Here is a 16,094-nt window from a genome sequence, read left to right on the forward strand (position 1 = left end):
TGGGTTGCTCGGTGTGTTTTTTGGGTGGGTTGGTTGTGTGTTGGGGGTGGGTGGGCGGCGTGGTGTGTCCCCCCCCCCGCCCCCCCCGCCCGACTGTTAGGGTCCGCGCATGATGAAGCGCGTGCCCTTCCAAGGGGCGGAGAAGGAGAGCCTGTTCGTGGCTCTCGACCGGCACCGCGACGCGGTGCTCTGGAAGCTGGAGGGCCTGGACGACGAGCAGCTGCGCCGGCCGATAACGGCGTCCGGGACGACGCTGCTGGGGTTGGTCAAGCACCTCGGCGGGGCCGAACTCGGCTGGTTCTGCCAGGCGTTCGGCCGTGAGACCGGTCCGCTGCCGTTCGATCTCGACGAGGACGACCAGTCCGACATGCGGGTGCGGCCGGACGAGTCCACGGCCGACATCCTCACCTTCTACGCCCGCGCCCGGGCCAGTGCCAACCAGGTGATCGAGGAGTTCGCGCTGGACGAGCTCGGCCGGGCCTGGTTCGGCGACGAGGTGTCGCTGCGCTGGGTGCTGATCCACATGGCGACCGAGACGGCCCGGCACGCGGGCCACCTCGACATCCTGCGCGAGCTGATCGACGGACGGACGGGGGACCACAACCGGGGCTGACCGAAGGGTCGCGGCCGCCGCCCCGCCGCCCCGCCGCCCCGCTCAGCCCAGGAACCGGCCGTTCCGGGCCACCACCCGCCCGGCCCGGACGACCAGTTCGCGCTCCGGCAGGTCGACCACCACCTGGGGCAGGCACTCGCCCGTCACCAGCATGAAGTCGGCGGGCGAGCCCGGGGTGAGGTCGGCGGCGGGCAGGCCCAGCAGCTCGGCGCCACCGGCGGACGCGAGGGCGAAGCACTCGGTCAGCTGGGTGTCGGTCCGCGCGTCGGTGGTCCAGCCGAGCAGGTGGGCCCGGTGCAGCATGTCGGCGTTGCCGAACGGGCTCCAGGAGTCCCGGACGCCGTCCGAGCCGAGCCCGACCTGGACCCCGTGTGCCGCCAACTCGCGGAACGGCAGCACCTGGTGGGCCGAGGGTGCGACGGTGGTGAGCCCGATGCCGGCGTCGGCCAGCAGCTCGGCCAGGGCGCCGAGTGCGCCGCCGGACAGCTCCGGCACGCAGAAGGCGTGGCTGACCACCACCCGCCCCCGCAGCCCGGCGGCCTTCGTCCGGGCGGCGATGTCGCGCAGCGGGGCGAGCCCCCGTTCGCCGGTGTCGTGCAGGTGGATGTCCAGCCGGAGGCCGTGCCGCTCGGCGAGGGCGAAGACCTGGTCGAGCTGGGCCGGGCCCTCGCCGTCACCGCCGACGCCGTCGAACCCGGCCGGGTCGATCCCGCCGACCGCGTCGATCAGCCCGCTCGCCGCCGCCTCCGCGAGCAGTGCTCCCGCGCCCGGCGTCCGGCGCACCCCGTGCTGGGGGAAGGCCACCACCTGGACGTCCAGTGCCGCCCGCAGCCGCTCCCGGGCCGCCGCCAGCCCCTCCACGCCGGCCAGGCCGTAGGCGGGCGCCACATCGACGTGGGCGCGGACCGCCCGCGTCCCCCGGGTCACCGCGTGGGCGAGCAGCCGCTCGGCCCGCTCGGCGAGCGGGGTGCGCTGCCGCTCGTACAGTTCGACGTCGCCCCGGACGTACTCGGGGAGGCCGCCCGCCGGGCGCCGGCTGTACCAGGGCTCGCCCCAGGCGGTCTTGTCCGGGTGGATGTGCGCGTCCACCAGGGTCGGCAGCGCGATCCGCCCGGCGCCCTCCACGACCTCCACCCGCGCGCCCTCGGGCACCCGCTCGACCAGCACCCCGCCGGCGGCGATCAGCTCGACGGGTGCGGCGCGGCCGTGGGGGCGGACGTCGCGGAAGACGGTGGCGGTGGCGGGTGCGGTCATGCTTCCTCCTGGTTTGGGCGACTTTGTTGGCGATACCAACCAACCCGACGGCGGCCCGGTTCGTCAACGCCTCCCGGGGCGCGCGGCGACGGCGCCCCGCCCGGCACCCCGAGCAGCGTGACCGCCCCCGGCCGCTCGCACGCCCGTTCGGCGCAGCAGCGGCGGACCGGCGCCGGTCCGAGCCGCATGCTGGGGCGGGGGAGCGGGGGCACTGGCGGAGGAGTGGATCGAGGATGGTCAAGGCGTTGGGGTTCGTCGACTACGGCGGGCCGCAGACCCAGGAGTTCCTGGACCGGCCGGCGCTGGAGCCCGGCCCGGGACAGCTCGCGATCGCCGTCCGGGCGGCCGGCGTGAACCCGGTGGACTGGAAGATCCGCCGCGGGCTGATGGGGCAGGACCGCGTGCTGCCCGCCGTGCTGGGCCAGGAGGCGGCCGGAGTGGTGGAGCGGATCGGCCCGGACGTCACGGGGTTCACCCCCGGCGACGAGGTCTTCGGGACCACGGCGGCCGGCGGCTACGCGGAGCAGACCCTGCTGCTCGCGGCGATGAGCGCGGTCAAACCCGCGGGCCTCGACTTCGCCGAGGCGGCGACCCTGCCGGTGGCGGCGGCGACCGCCGACGACGGGGTCCGGGACGTCGGCGTGGGGGCCGGGCAGACGCTGCTGATCCTCGGTGTCGCCGGCGGTGTCGGCAGCGCGGCCGCGCAGATCGCCCGCAGTCGGGGCATCCGGGTCGTCGGTACGGCGAGCGACGCCAACCGCGGCTTCGTGGAGTCACTGGGCGCGGTGCAGGTGCGGTACGGCGACGGTGTGGCGGAGCGGATCCGGGCGGTCGCGCCGGACGGCGTGGACGGCATCCTCGACCTGGTCGGCGGGGCCGATCTGCGGGCCGCGGCCGAGACCCTGGCCGACCGCTCGAAGCTGGTCTCCACCGTCGACCCGCCGACCGTGGCGGAGCTCGGCGGCCGGTTCGTCACCCGTGCCACCACCCCCGCGTCCCTCGCCACCCTGGCCGGCCTGGTCGCGGCCGGTGAACTGGACGTGCACCTCACCGGCCGGTACCCGCTGGCCCGGGCCGCCGAGGCGCTCGCGCAGGTCGAGTCCGGGCACGCACGCGGCAAACTGATCCTCGACATCGGCTGAGAGCAGGGCGAGATGAAGCAGCGCACGGTGACGGTCGGCGGTCCCTGCTGGGTGGAGCACGGCAGCTCCGACCCGGCGGGCGCCAAGCGGTTCTACGGCGAGCTGTTCGGCTGGCAGGCCGTCGAACTCGACGCACCGCCGGAGGCCGGCGACTACACCTTCATGAAGCTGGACGGCGCGATCGCGGCCGCCGTCGCGCCACTCTACGGGGAGGACCAGCCGACGGCCTGGAGCGTCTCCTTCGCGGTCGCGGACGCGGAGGCGTCCGCCGCCCGGATCACCGGCGCGGGCGGCAGCATCGTCGTCCAGCCGATGGCGGCGCTGGGCCTGGGCCGGTTCGCGATCGCCGCCGACCCCTCCGGCGCGGTGTTCGGGCTCTGGCAGGGGCAGACGCTGGCGGGCGTCGAGGTGCTCAACAGCCCGGGCGCGCTCGGCTGGGTGGAACTGCTCACCCGGGACCCGGACCGGGCCCGGGCCTTCTACCCGGCGGTGTTCGGCTGGACGGTCCGCCCCTCCGAGGTCTACCCCCAGTGGGGCCTGGACGACGCCGACTTCGGCGGGATGCTGACGATGGACGACCGCTTCCCGCCCCAGGTGCCGCCGCACTGGCTGCCCTACTTCGCGGTCGCGGACGTGGACGTGACGGTCTCCCGGGCCGCCGCCCTGGGCGCCGAGGTCCTGATGCCTCCCACCTCGATGCCGGACGGGCCCCGGGTGGCCGTCCTGCGCGACCCGCAGGGCGCGGCCTTCGCGGTGCACCTGGCGGGGGCGGAGGGCTGAACCACCCCGGCGCGGGACGGCCCGGTGGCCCCGACGCTCGGCGGTCCCGCTACTCGGCCGACCCGCTACTCGGCATCCGCATCCGCCTCCGCAGCGGTCCCGGTCCCGGTCCCGGTCCCGACCCCGGCAGCGGCGCCGTCGCCGCCCCGGCGCGCGTCGCGGCCGCCGAGCCGAGCGGTCAGCAGCGCGCCGGCCGTCACCAGCAGGGCGGCGGCCGGGACCACGTCACCGACCCGGTCGTACCAGGTCGCCGTGGACGGCGCGGTGAGCGGTACCCGGACCGTCAGGGCGCCGGTGCGGTCCGTGCCGAACCGGGCCAGCTCGCGGCCCTGCGCGTCGAAGGCGGCCGAGACCCCGGTGAGCGAGGCCTGGACGGCCGGGCGGCCGGTCTCGGCGGCCCGGATCGCGGCGAGCGAGACGTGCTGCTCGGGCGCCCAGGTGCGCTGGAAGGTCGAGGTCGAGGACTGGTAGACCAGCAGTCGGGTGCCGTCCCGGGCGGCCGTCCGGGACATGTCGGGGAAGGCCGACTCGAAGCAGATCAGCGCCCCGACCGGCAGCGGCGACCCGGTGCGGTCGGTGGCCGGGAGGACGTGGAACGCGCTGCCGGGGGCCCGGTTCTCGCCCGCCGCCCGGCTGACGCCGGCGATCCAGCCCAGCAGCGGGCGCAGCGGGATGTACTCGCCGAACGGCACCAGCCGGATCTTGCGGTAGCGGTCGACCGTCCCGGTGGGGGAGATCAGCACCGCGTCCTTGGAGATCCGTCCGTCGGCCTTGCGGGCGTCCTCGCCCGCCAGGATCTCGGCGCCGGTGACGGCGGAGAGGCGGCGCAGCCGGTCCGTCGTGACCGGGTCGCGGTCCAGGTCGGTGGTGGTGCTGCTCTCGCCCCAGACGATCAGGTCGACCGGGCGGCCGCCGAGGGCCGCGGTCGCGGTGGCACTGGCCTCGAAGCGGGCCCGCGGATCCTCGACGATGCCGGGCTGCACCAGGGCCACGGTGACCGACCCGGCGCCGACGGGCGCGGGGCGCAGGGCGAACAGCAGCGGCCCGGCCGCCAGGACGAGCACCGTGGCCAGGGCCGCCAGCGCGCGGGGCCGCCACCCGGCGGCGGTCAGGACGATCAGCACACCGGTGTTCACGGCCACCACGGCGGCGCTGACCAGCCAGATCCCGCCGGTCGAGGCCAGCGCGAGGACGGCCGGGTGCTGCCACTGGGTGGCGCCGAGCAGTGCCCACGGTCCGCCGAGGGCCTGCCAGGAGCGGGCGTACTCGGTGGTCAGCCAGACCGCGGGGACGACCACCAGGGCGGACAGCGCCCGACGGGTGGTCAGCGGCGGGTGCAGCAGGCGCCACACGGCGTACCCCACCCCCGCCTGCAAGGCCCCGAACAGCACCGCGAGCACCGGCAGCGCCGGCCCGATGGACGGGATCAGCCAGTACATCCCGGTGAGGATGAACCCCGCGCCGAACCACCAGCCGCGCACCGCCGCCTCCCGGGCCCCGGGCGCCCGCTGCGTCAGCAGCAGGCCGGGCACCAGTGCGACCCAGGCGAGCGCGGCGACACCGGGGGCCGGGAAGGCGAGCACCGGCACCGCGCCGCAGGCCAGCGCGGCCGCCCGTGCGCGGTAGCGGTGGGCCCGGCCGGCGCGGTCGGAGGCGGTGGGCGCCCCGAGGGCGGGCCGGGGCAGTGTGAGGCGGCGGGACATGCCCCGTATTGTCCGCTTCGGTGGCGATCACTGCCAGGGTCCTGTCACCCGAACGGGCGATAGGACCCCGGCAGCGGCCACCAGCGGCCACCAGCGGCCGGCTGCGCCAAGCAGCGACCCGCCGCGACCCGCCGCGGCCGCGTCAGCCCTCGTCGCCCTCCAGATCGCCCTCGGTCTCCAGGAACGCGGCCTGGAGCTGCTCGATCAGCGCCGGGTCCGGCTGCTCCCAGAGCCCGCGCTCGGCCGCCTCCAGCAGGCGCTCGCTGATGCCGTGCAGCGCCCAGGGGTTGGCGTCGGCCAGGAACTCGCGGTTGACCGGGTCGAGGACGTACTCCTGGGTCAGCTTCTCGTACATCCAGTCGGCGACCACCCCGGTGGTGGCGTCGTAGCCGAAGAGGTAGTCGACCGTCGCCGCCATCTCGAAGGCGCCCTTGTACCCGTGCCGGCGCATCGCCTCGATCCAGCGCGGGTTGACCACCCGGGCGCGGAAGACCCGGGCCGCCTCCTCGGTCAGCGTGCGGGTGCGGACGGTCTCCGGGCGGGTCGAGTCGCCGATGTAGGCGGTCGGGGCCTTGCCGGTGAGCGCCCGCACGGTGGCGACCATGCCGCCGTGGTACTGGAAGTAGTCGTCCGAGTCGGCGATGTCGTGCTCGCGGGTGTCGGTGTTCTTCGCGGCGACGGTGATCCGCTTGTACGCCGTCTCCATCTCCTCCCGGGCCGGCCGCCCGTCCAGGCCGCGCCCGTACGCGTAGCCGCCCCAGACCGTGTACACCTCGGCCAGGTCGGCGTCGGTGCGCCAGTCGCGGCTGTCGATCAGCTGGAGCAGGCCGGCGCCGTAGGTGCCCGGGCGGGAGCCGAAGACCCGGACGGTGGCCTTGCGCTCGTCGCCGTGGACGGCCAGGTCGGCCTGGACGTGGGCCCGGACGAAGTTGTCGGCGTCGGCCTCCTCCTGGGCGGCGGCCAGGCGCACCGCGTCGTCCAGCAGGGCGACCACGTGCGGGAAGGCGTCCCGGAAGAAGCCCGAGATGCGCAGGGTGACGTCGATCCGCGGGCGGCCCAGCTCGGCCAGGGAGATCGGCTCCAGACCGGTGACCCGGCGCGAGGCGTCGTCCCAGACCGGGCGCACACCCAGCAGGGCGAAGGCCTCGGCGATGTCGTCGCCGGCGGTGCGCATCGCGCTGGTGCCCCAGAGCGAGAGCCCGACCGAGGGCGGGAAGGCACCGTCGTTGTCGGCGGTGTAGCGCTCGACGAGCGAGGCGGCCAGCGCCTGGCCGGTCTCCCAGGCGAGCTTGCTGGGCACGGCCTTCGGGTCGACGGAGTAGAAGTTGCGGCCGGTCGGCAGCACGTTGACCAGGCCGCGCAGCGGCGAGCCGGAGGGCCCGGCCGGCACGAAGCCGCCGCCGAGCGCGTGCAGCACGGCGTCCAGCTCGTCGGTGGTGGCCGCCAGGCGCGGCACCACCTGGGTGGCGGCGAACGCGAGCACCTCGGCGACGGCGTCCGGCAGCCCGGCGGCGACCTTCTCGACGGCCTCCGGCGCCCAGTCCTCGGCCTCCATCGCCTCGACCAGGGCGCGTGCCCGCGCCTCGGCCGCGTCGGTGGCGCCCAGCGTCAGCGCGGCCTCGTCGAGGCCGAGGGCCTCGCGCAGGCCGGGCAGCGCGCTGACCCCGCCCCAGATCTGCCGGGCGCGCAGGATGGCGAGCACGATGTTGACCCGGTCGGTACCGGCCGGCGCCTGGCCGAGGACGTGCAGGCCGTCGCGGATCTGGGCGTCCTTGATCTCGCAGAGCCAGCCGTCGACGTGCAGCAGGAAGTCGTCGAAGCCGTCGTCCTCGGGGCGCTCGTCCAGGCCGAGGTCGTGGTCGAGCTTGGCGGCCTGGATCAGCGTCCAGATCTGGGCACGGATCGCGGGCAGCTTGGCCGGGTCCATCGCGGCGATGTTGGAGTGCTCGTCCAGCAGCTGCTCCAGCCGCGCGATGTCGCCGTAGGAGTCGGCGCGGGCCATCGGCGGGACGAGGTGGTCGACCAGGGTGGCGTGCGCGCGGCGCTTGGCCTGGGTGCCCTCGCCCGGGTCGTTGACCAGGAAGGGGTAGATCAGCGGCAGGTCGCCGAGGACGGCGTCCGGGCCGCACTCGGCGGAGAGCGCGGCGGTCTTGCCGGGCAGCCACTCCAGGTTGCCGTGCTTGCCGAGGTGGATGACGGCGTCGGCGCCGAAGCCGCCGTCCTCCTGGGCGGCCGCGATCCAGCGGTAGGCGGCCAGGTAGTGGTGCGAGGGCGGGAGGTCGGGGTCGTGGTAGATCGCGACCGGGTTCTCGCCGAAGCCGCGCGGCGGCTGGATCAGCACCAGCAGGTTGCCGGAGCGGATCGCGGCCAGCACGATGTCGCCGTCCGGGTTCTGCGAGCGGTCGACGTACAGCTCACCGGGGGCGGGGCCCCAGTGCTCCTCGACGTTCGCGCGCAGCGCCTCGGGGAGACCGGCGTACCAGCGGCGGTAGTCGGCCGCCGGGATGCGGACCGGGTTGCGGGCCAGCTGGTCCTCGGTGAGCCAGTCCTGGTCGTAGCCGCCGGCCGCGATCAGCGCGTGGATGAGGGCGTCGCCCTCGTGCTGAGCAGCTTGTCCGCCCGCCTCCGGGCGCTCTTGACCCGGTGCCGACGGTCGTCGCTCCCTCGCTCCTGCGTCGCTCCCTCGCTCCTCCCTTTCGGCACCGGCGCGCCCTTCGGTCCGGGGCGCCACAGTGTCCAGCCCCGGCAGGTCGGTGCCGAGGTCCATGCCCTCCGCGCGCAGGCGCGCCAGCAGGCGCATCGCGCTGGCCGGGGTGTCCAGGCCGACGGCGTTGCCGACCCGGGCGTGCTTGGTCGGGTACGCGGACAGGACGAGGGCCAGCCGTCGCTCGGCGGCCGGGATGTGCCGCAGCCGGGCGTGCCGGACGGCGGTGCCGGCGACCCGGGCGGCGCGCTCGGGGTCGGCGGCGTAGACGGTGAGGCCGTCCTCGTCCAGCTCCTTGAAGGAGAACGGGACGCTGATCAGCCGGCCGTCGAACTCCGGAACGGCGATCTGGGTGGCGGTGTCCAGCGGGGAGAGACCGTCGTCGCTGGCCTCCCACTGGGCGCGCGACCAGGTGAGGCAGAGCGCCTGGAGGATCGGGCGGTCCAGGGCCGCGAGCGCGCCGGCGTCCCAGGCCTCCTCGTCGCCGCCGGCCTGCGCGTCGGCCGGGCGGGTGCCACCGGCGGCCAGCACGGTGGTGACCAGGGTGTCGGCCTCGCCGAGCGCGGCCAGCAGTTCGGGCTCGGCACCGCGCAGCGAGGCGCAGTAGTACGCCCGGGCCCGCGCGCCCTGGTCCTCGATCGCCCGGCAGAGGGTGTCGACGAAGGCGGTGTTGCCGCTCATGTGGTGGGCGCGGTAGTAGAGCACCGCGACGATCGGGCCCTCGGTCGTCCGGGCCTCGCGCTCCAGCGGGCCCCAGGCGGGCGCGGAGGCGGGCGGGGCGAAGCCGTGGCCGGTGAGCAGCACGGTGTCGGAGAGGAAGGAACCCAGCTCGGCCAGGTTGGCCGCGCCGCCGTGCGCGAGGTAGGCGTGCGCCTCGGCGGCGATGCCGGCCGGCACGGTCGACAGCTCCATCAGCTGGGCGTCGGGCGCCTGTTCACCGGTCAGCACGATCACCGGGCGCGGGCCGGCCAGCAGCGCGTCCAGGCCCTCCTGCCAGGCGCGGCGGCCGCCGAGCAGGCGCACCACGACCAGCTCGACACCCTCCAGCAGGGCGGGCAGCTCCTCGGGCGAGAGCCGGGCCGGGTTGCCGAGGCGGTAGGGGACGGGGCCCTCACTGGCACGGGCACTGAGCAGGTCGGTGTCGGACGTCGACAGCAGCAGGATCATGCGAAGGCCCTCCCGGCCTCGATGGCGGGCATGGGCACGGGCGACGACGCGGTGGTCGCCCGTGGGGGCACGGGCGACGACGGGGTCGCGGGCATGCGGCGGCGCATGGCGTCAAGCCTTCCTCGGGGTCCGCGCCCCGGGCCGGTGGAGGACGGCAGGAGTTCCTGGCTTCCACGGCGTTTGAACCGTGGTCACAGTGGCGGGACCGCACCGGGCTTGCACCGGCTTCCTCCCCTGCGCCGTCGCTGGCGTGCGGGCGACCCCGCGGGGCCGCCCGGCAGCATCGTACGGGGTGTGGCTGACCTGGGGGAGAGCGGCCGAGAGTGTGACCGGAAGGACAGCGGCAACCGATCGGATCATCTGTATGCTCGCGGCCATGCCACCGACACCCGAAGCGACCGCGCCGGGCGCCGCCGTGCCCGACCGGGGCCGCGCGGACGCCTGCCCGGGGGCGCTTCGTCTGCATACCGCCGCCGACGGCGCCCTCGCCCGGGTCCGCCTGCCCGGCGGACTGCTGACGGTGGATCAGGCACGGGCACTGGCCGGGGCCTCGGCGGCGCTGGGCGACGGCGGCCTGGAGATCACCTCGCGCGGCAACATCCAGCTGCGCGGCCTCGCTTCGGACTGCGGGGCCGAACTCGGCGACCGGCTGCGGTCGGTCGGGCTACTGCCCTCCGACACCCATGAGCGGGTCCGCAACATCGTCGCCTCGCCCGGCCCCGGCGGCGGCCACGCCGAGGTCCGGGCCTGGGTGCGCGAACTGGACGCCAAACTGTGCGCGAGCCCGTGGGCGGTGGGGCTCTCCGGCAAGTTCCTGTTCGCCCTGGACGACGGCCGCGGTGACGTGGCCGCGCTCGACGCCGATGTGACATTGATCGCAGGGCCGGACGGCAGCGCGCTGCTGCGCCTGGGCCGGTCGGCCGCCGCACGGCCCGTCCCGGCCGCGCGGGCCGTGGACGCGGCACTGGCGGTGGTCCGGGACTTCCTGGCCGTGCTGCGCGCCACCGGCCGCGAGGCCTGGCACCTGCGCGAGGTCCCCGACCTGCTGCCGGCCGGGACGGTCCGGCTGCCGGCGTTCGCCGGTACGCCGCCGCCGCTCGGCGCGGTGCCCGGCGGTCTGTCGGTCGCCCAGCGCTTCGGCTCGGCCTCGGCCGCGCAGTGGCGGGTGCTGACCGACGCGGCCGAGGGGGAGCTTCGGCTCACCCCCTGGCGCGGGGTGGTGCTGCCCGGCGCGCCCGCCGAGCGGCTCGCCGACCTGGCGGCGGCCGGCCTCCGGACCGCGCCCGGAGCCGCCTGGGAGCGGGCCACCGCCTGCACCGGACTGCCCGGCTGCGGCTCGTCCCGGGCCGATGTCCGGGCCGACGCCGCGGGGGCGCTGGAGGCGGCCGGGACCGGCGGCCTGCCGGTGCACTGGTCGGGTTGCGAGCGCCGCTGCGGTCACCCGGCCGGGCGATGGGTCGACGTTCTGGCGACCGGGCAGGGATACCGGGTGGTGGTGCAGGGTGCCCCGCCGGGGCGGGGCACCGCCGTGGATGTGACGAACGAGGAGATGGCCGAGGCGGTCGCCGAGGCCAGGAGGACCACGAAGTGATCGAGTACGAGAAGGACGGCGCGTCCATCTACCGCCAGTCCTTTGCCACCATCCGGGCCGAGGCCGACCTCGCCGCCCTGCCCGCCGACGTGGCGCAGGTCGCGGTGCGGATGATCCACGCCTGCGGCATGACCGACCTGGTCGAGGACCTGGTGTACTCACCGGGCGCGGTCGCCTCCGCCCGTGCGGCCCTGCGCGCCGGGGCGCCGATCCTCTGCGACGTGAACATGGTGGCCAGCGGTGTCACCCGCAAGCGGCTGCCCGCCGACAACGAGGTGATCTGCACCCTCACCGACCCGTCGGTGCCGGAGCTGGCGCGCCGGATGGGCACCACCCGCAGCGCCGCCGCCATGGAGTTGTGGCTGCCCCGGCTGGAGGGTGCGGTGGTCGCCGTCGGCAACGCGCCGACCTCGCTCTTCCGACTGCTGGAGCTGATCGAGGCGGGCGCGCCGCGCCCGGCCGCCGTGATCGGCGTCCCGGTCGGTTTCATCGGCGCGGCCGAGTCCAAGGAGGCCCTGGCCGCGCACCCGTCCGGTCTGGAGCACCTGGTGGTGCGGGGCCGGCGCGGCGGCAGCGCGATCGCCGCCGCCGCCATCAACGCGATTGCGAGTGAGGAAGAGTGACGGACACTCAGCAGACCGGCCGGCTGTACGGGGTCGGGCTCGGTCCGGGTGACCCGTCGCTGGTCACCGTCCGCGCCGCCGAACTCATCGGCAAGGCGGACGTGGTGGCCTACCACAGCGCACGGCACGGCCGGTCCATCGCCCGATCCATCGCCGAGCCGTATCTGACGGACGGTCAGATCGAGGAGAAGCTGGTCTACCCGCTCACGGTCGAGACCACCGACCACCCCGGCGGCTACCGCGGCGCGCTCGACGACTTCTACGAGGAGGCCGCCGGCCGGCTGGCCGCCCACCTCGACGCCGGTCGCGACGTCGTCGTGCTCGCCGAGGGGGACCCGTTCTTCTACGGCTCCTACCAGCACATGCACAAGCGCCTCGCGCACCGCTACCCCACCGAGGTGGTACCCGGCGTGACCTCGGTCAGCGCCGCCGCCGCCCGGCTCGGGCAGCCGCTCACCGAGGCCGAGGAGACGCTCACCGTCATCCCGGGCACGCTGCCCGAGGAGGAGCTGACCGCGCGGATCGCCTCCGCCGACTCCGCCGTCGTCATGAAGCTGGGCCGCACCTTCCCCGCCGTCCGCCGCGCGCTGGAGCGGGCCGGCCGGCTGGCCGACGCCCAGTACGTCGAGCGGGCCTTCATGGCGGGCGAGCGGACCGGTCCGCTGGCCGACATCGACGCCGGGACCGTCCCGTACTTCTCGGTGGCGGTCCTGCCCAGCAAGGTCGCGCCGCTGGAGCACCCGGTCCCGACGGCCGACGGCCCCGGCAGTGTGACGGTCATCGGTACCGGCCCGGCCGGCCCGCTCTGGCTCACCCCCGAGGCGCGCGGCGCCCTGGCCGCCGCCACCGACCTGGTCGGCTACACCACCTACCTGGACCGGGTGCCCGTGCGCCCCGGCCAGCAGCGCCACGGCTCCGACAACAAGGTGGAGTCCGAGCGGGCCGAGTTCGCCCTCGACCTGGCCCGGCGCGGCCACCACGTCGCGGTCGTCTCCTCCGGCGACCCGGGCGTCTTCGCGATGGCCACCGCCGTCCTGGAGGTCGCCTGCGAGGAGGCCTACCGCGACGTCCCGGTCCGGATCGTCCCGGGGATGACCGCCGCGCACGCCGCCGCCTCCCGGGCCGGCGCCCCGCTCGGCCACGACTACGCGGTGGTCTCGCTCTCCGACCGGCTCAAGCCCTGGGAGGTCGTGGCCAAGCGGCTGCGCGCGGCGGCCGAGGCCGACCTCGTGCTCGCCCTCTACAACCCCGGCTCGCGCTCCCGCACCACCCAGGTCGGCCTGGCCCGCGATCTCCTCCTGGAGTACCGCGCCCCGCAGACCCCGGTGGTGATGGCCCGCGACGTCGGCGGCCCGACCGAGCGGATCCGCGTCGTCCGCCTCGGTGACCTCGACCCCGCCCAGGTCGACATGCGGACCATCCTGCTGATCGGCTCCTCGCAGACGCAGGCGGTCGAACGCGGCAACGGCACCCAGGTCGTCTGGACCCCGCGCCGCTACCCGGAGGCGTGAGCGCCCCGCCCCTTCCCGCCCCTTTCCGGTGGTGCCGGGAAGGGGCGGCGGGGCCGGGCGAACCGGGAGGGCCGGGGGAACACGGAGAGTCCGGAGGCCCGGCGGCCCGGCGGCCCGGACAAGGCAAGGAGCGAACGGCGTGGCTGAGGTCGGAGGGCGGGCCGGGCAGCTCAGGAGCAGTGGGCTGCGACCCGGGTGGACGACGGGCGCCTGCGCGACGGCGGCGACCAAGGCCGCCTACCAGGCGCTGCTGACGGGCGCGTTCCCCGATCCGGTGGTGATCACCCTGCCGAAGGGGCAGCGGCCCGGCTTCGCGCTGGCGGCCGAGGAGCGGGCGGGCGGCCGGGCGATGGCCGGCGTGGTGAAGGACGCCGGGGACGATCCGGACGTGACGCACGGTGCGCTGATCCGCTCGACGGTGTGGGCGGGGGAGCCGGGCAGCGGCGTGGTGTTCCGGGCCGGTCCGGGCGTCGGGACGGTCACCAAGGCCGGGCTGCCGCTGGCCGTCGGCGAGCCGGCCGTCAACCCGGTGCCCCGGCAGATGATCCGGGACGCCGTCGCCGAGGTGGCGGCCGAGTTCGGCGGTGGCGGGGACGTCGTGGTGGAGGTCTCCGTCGACCACGGCGAGGAGATCGCCCGCTCCACCTGGAACCCGCGCCTGGGCATCCTCGGCGGGCTCTCGATCCTCGGCACGACCGGGATCGTCGTCCCCTACTCCTGTTCCGCCTGGATCGACTCCATCCGGCGCGGGGTGGACGTGGCCCGGGCCGCCGGGCGCACCCACGTCGCGGGCTGCACCGGCTCGACCTCGGAGAAGGTGGCCGCCGAGGTGCACGGCCTGCCCGAGGACGCGCTGCTGGACATGGGCGACTTCGCGGGGGCGGTGCTCAAGTACCTGAAGCGCCACCCGGTGCCCCGACTGACCGTCGCGGGCGGCTTCGCCAAGCTCTCCAAGCTGGCCGCCGGCCACCTCGACCTGCACTCGGCGCGCTCCCGGGTCGACCACGGCCATCTGGCCGCCCTGGCCCGCACCGGGGGAGCCGGACCGGAGCTGGTCGCCGCGGTCGCGGCGGCCAACACCGCGCTGGAGGCGATCCAGCTCTGCCGCGCCGCCGGTGTCCCGCTCGGTGATCTCGTCGCCGAGGCGGCCCGGGCCACCGCGCTCGGGGTCCTGGTCGGCTCACCCGTCGCGGTGGACGTCATCTGCATCGACCGGGCCGGCACCGTCGTGGGCCGGGCGGAGCCGCTCGGGCCCTGAGGATCCGGGGCGCCGGATCCGTGACAGGAGTGTGGCGGTGGTGTGCCGATGCCTCGTCAATCCGGAGCAGAAATGGACAAAAGTGGCGCAATGCCCGCCCTGGGTTCTGTCGCTATCTCAAGCATGAGATATGGTCTGCCGAGTGACAGGCGACTACCTCACCCGTATCGGCACCCTCATCCGCACCGCGCGTCAGCACCGTGGTTGGTCCCAGGCCCAGCTCGGCGAGGCCCTCGGCACCAGCCAGAGCGCGGTCAACCGCATCGAACAGGGCAAGCAGAACGTCAGCCTTGAGATGATCGCCCGGATCGGCGAAGCCCTCGACAGCGAGATCGTCTCCCTCGGCTACGCCGGCCCGATGCACCTGCGCGTCGCCGGCGGCACCCAGCTCTCCGGCGCGATCGACGTCCGCAGCAGCAAGAACGCCTGCGTCGCGATCCTCTGCGCCTCGCTGCTGACCACCGGCCGCACCACGATCCGCCAGGTCGCCCGGATCGAGGAGGTCTACCGGATCCTTGAGGTGCTCACCAGCATCGGGGTCAAGAGCCGTTGGACCAACGAGGGCCGCGACCTCGAACTCACCCCGCCCGCCGAGCTCGACCTCGCGGCGATGGACGTCGAGGCCGCCCGTCGCACCCGCAGCGTTCTGATGTTCCTCGGCCCGCTGATGCACCGCGCCGACCGCTTCGCCATCCCCTACGCCGGCGGCTGCGACCTCGGCACCCGCACCGTCCAGCCGCACCTGACGGCGCTGCGCCGCTTCGGGCTGGAGGTCGCCACCACCTCCGGCGCCTACCACGCCTCCGTCCAGCCCGGCGCGCCGATGGACCGGCCGATCGTGCTGACCGAGCGCGGCGACACCGTCACCGAGAACGCCCTGCTCGCCGCCGCCCGGCACGACGGCGTCAGCGTCATCCGCAACGCCTCGCCCAACTACATGGTCCAGGACCTCTGCTTCTTCCTGGAGCGGCTGGGCGTGAAGATCGAGGGCATCGGCACCACCACCCTCACCGTGCACGGTGTGCCCGAGATCACCCGCGACGTCGACTACACCCCCGCCGAGGACCCGGTGGAGGCGATGAGCCTGCTCGCCGCCGCCGTCGTCACCTCCTCCGAGCTGACGATCCGCCGGGTGCCGATCGAGTTCCTGGAGATCGAACTGGCGGTGCTGGAGGGCATGGGCCTCGACTACGACCGCACCGCCGAGTACCGCGCCCACAACGGCCACACCCGGCTGGTCGACCTCACCGTGCGCCCCTCCAAGCTGACCGCGCCGGTCGACACCATCCACCCGATGCCGTTCCCCGGCATCAACATCGACAACGTGCCGTTCTTCGCCGCGATCGCCGCGTCCGCGCACGGCACCACGATGATCCACGACTGGGTGTACGACAACCGCGCCATCTACCTGACCGAACTCACCCGGCTCGGTGCGGACATCAAGCTGCTCGACCCGCACCGGGTGCTCGTCCAGGGCCCCACCCGCTGGCGCGCCGCCGAGATGGTCTGCCCGCCGGCGCTGCGTCCGGCCGTGGTCATCCTGCTCGCGATGCTCGCCGCCAAGGGCACCTCGGTGCTGCGCAACGTGTACGTCATCAACCGCGGTTACGAGGACCTCGCCGAGCGCCTCAACTCGATCGGCGCCCAGATCGAGACCTTCCGCGACATCTGACGGACGCCCTGCCGGATGCCGTGACGGACGTCGCCGGCCTGTTGGCCGGCCTCACCCGTCGAGGCCGGCCAACAGG

Annotated in this window: 11 protein-coding genes and 1 riboswitch; of the genes, 8 read left to right on the forward strand and 3 right to left on the reverse strand. The window is 75.1% G+C overall.

The window, feature by feature from the left end:
* Positions 1-109 precede the first annotated feature (109 nt).
* Positions 110-613, forward strand: a complete 504-nt coding sequence (locus ACFXHB_RS36230; RefSeq protein ID WP_380579835.1) for a DinB family protein — start codon at positions 110-112, stop codon at positions 611-613.
* Between the two features lie 42 nt (positions 614-655).
* Here the strand turns inward: ACFXHB_RS36230 and ACFXHB_RS36235 are convergent, their stop codons facing one another.
* The gene (locus ACFXHB_RS36235) at positions 656-1,867 is read right to left on the reverse strand and encodes an amidohydrolase (protein ID WP_380579837.1); all 1,212 of its coding nucleotides are present in this window, start codon (positions 1,865-1,867) and stop codon (positions 656-658) included.
* A 233-nt stretch (positions 1,868-2,100) separates the two neighbouring features.
* Between ACFXHB_RS36235 and ACFXHB_RS36240 the strand changes: the two genes are divergently transcribed.
* Both ACFXHB_RS36240 and ACFXHB_RS36245 read left to right on the forward strand, forming a co-directional pair.
* Positions 2,101-3,009 (forward strand): NADP-dependent oxidoreductase, encoded by a 909-nt coding sequence (locus ACFXHB_RS36240; protein WP_380579839.1) that lies wholly within the window; start codon positions 2,101-2,103, stop codon positions 3,007-3,009.
* Between the two features lie 12 nt (positions 3,010-3,021).
* Positions 3,022-3,789, forward strand: a complete 768-nt coding sequence (locus ACFXHB_RS36245) for a VOC family protein (protein WP_380579841.1) — start codon at positions 3,022-3,024, stop codon at positions 3,787-3,789.
* 65 nt (positions 3,790-3,854) lie between these two features.
* Here the strand turns inward: ACFXHB_RS36245 and lnt are convergent, their stop codons facing one another.
* The gene (lnt, locus tag ACFXHB_RS36250) at positions 3,855-5,492 is read right to left on the reverse strand and encodes an apolipoprotein N-acyltransferase (RefSeq protein WP_380579843.1); all 1,638 of its coding nucleotides are present in this window, start codon (positions 5,490-5,492) and stop codon (positions 3,855-3,857) included.
* A gap of 142 nt (positions 5,493-5,634) precedes the next feature.
* Entirely contained in the window at positions 5,635-9,363 is a 3,729-nt protein-coding gene (gene cobN, locus ACFXHB_RS36255; RefSeq protein ID WP_380579845.1) for a cobaltochelatase subunit CobN, read from the reverse strand.
* A 158-nt stretch (positions 9,364-9,521) separates the two neighbouring features.
* Positions 9,522-9,595, reverse strand: a riboswitch (cobalamin riboswitch).
* Positions 9,596-9,739: 144 nt separating this feature from the next.
* Here cobN and ACFXHB_RS36260 point away from each other — a divergent pair.
* The 5 genes from ACFXHB_RS36260 (at position 9,740) to ACFXHB_RS36280 (ending at position 16,018) form a co-directional block, all read left to right on the forward strand.
* The gene (locus ACFXHB_RS36260) at positions 9,740-10,954 is read left to right on the forward strand and encodes a cobalamin biosynthesis protein CobG (RefSeq protein ID WP_380579847.1); all 1,215 of its coding nucleotides are present in this window, start codon (positions 9,740-9,742) and stop codon (positions 10,952-10,954) included.
* Entirely contained in the window at positions 10,951-11,577 is a 627-nt protein-coding gene (locus tag ACFXHB_RS36265; RefSeq protein WP_380579849.1) for a precorrin-8X methylmutase, read from the forward strand. Before ACFXHB_RS36260 ends, ACFXHB_RS36265 begins: the two co-directional genes overlap by 4 nt.
* A complete protein-coding gene (locus tag ACFXHB_RS36270; RefSeq protein ID WP_380579851.1) occupies positions 11,574-13,088 on the forward strand; it encodes a precorrin-2 C(20)-methyltransferase in 1,515 nt (504 codons plus the stop codon). Before ACFXHB_RS36265 ends, ACFXHB_RS36270 begins: the two co-directional genes overlap by 4 nt.
* 139 nt (positions 13,089-13,227) lie before the next feature.
* Complete coding sequence (locus ACFXHB_RS36275) at positions 13,228-14,346, forward strand: cobalt-precorrin-5B (C(1))-methyltransferase (protein ID WP_380579853.1); 1,119 nt, start codon at positions 13,228-13,230, stop codon at positions 14,344-14,346.
* Between the two features lie 142 nt (positions 14,347-14,488).
* A complete protein-coding gene (locus tag ACFXHB_RS36280; protein WP_380579855.1) occupies positions 14,489-16,018 on the forward strand; it encodes a UDP-N-acetylglucosamine 1-carboxyvinyltransferase in 1,530 nt (509 codons plus the stop codon).
* Positions 16,019-16,094 lie beyond the last annotated feature (76 nt).

It is taken from the genome of Kitasatospora sp. NPDC059327, assembly GCF_042752535.1.
Taxonomy (GTDB): domain Bacteria; phylum Actinomycetota; class Actinomycetes; order Streptomycetales; family Streptomycetaceae; genus Kitasatospora.

Coding starts and splice junctions, on each gene's coding strand:
- ACFXHB_RS36230 (WP_380579835.1), top strand. CDS start 110: ATGATGAAGCGCGTGCCCTTCCAAGGGGCGGAGAAGGAGAGCCTGTTC.
- ACFXHB_RS36235 (WP_380579837.1), bottom strand. CDS start 1,867: ATGACCGCACCCGCCACCGCCACCGTCTTCCGCGACGTCCGCCCCCAC.
- ACFXHB_RS36240 (WP_380579839.1), top strand. CDS start 2,101: ATGGTCAAGGCGTTGGGGTTCGTCGACTACGGCGGGCCGCAGACCCAG.
- ACFXHB_RS36245 (WP_380579841.1), top strand. CDS start 3,022: ATGAAGCAGCGCACGGTGACGGTCGGCGGTCCCTGCTGGGTGGAGCAC.
- lnt (WP_380579843.1), bottom strand. CDS start 5,492: ATGTCCCGCCGCCTCACACTGCCCCGGCCCGCCCTCGGGGCGCCCACC.
- cobN (WP_380579845.1), bottom strand. CDS start 9,363: ATGATCCTGCTGCTGTCGACGTCCGACACCGACCTGCTCAGTGCCCGT.
- ACFXHB_RS36260 (WP_380579847.1), top strand. CDS start 9,740: ATGCCACCGACACCCGAAGCGACCGCGCCGGGCGCCGCCGTGCCCGAC.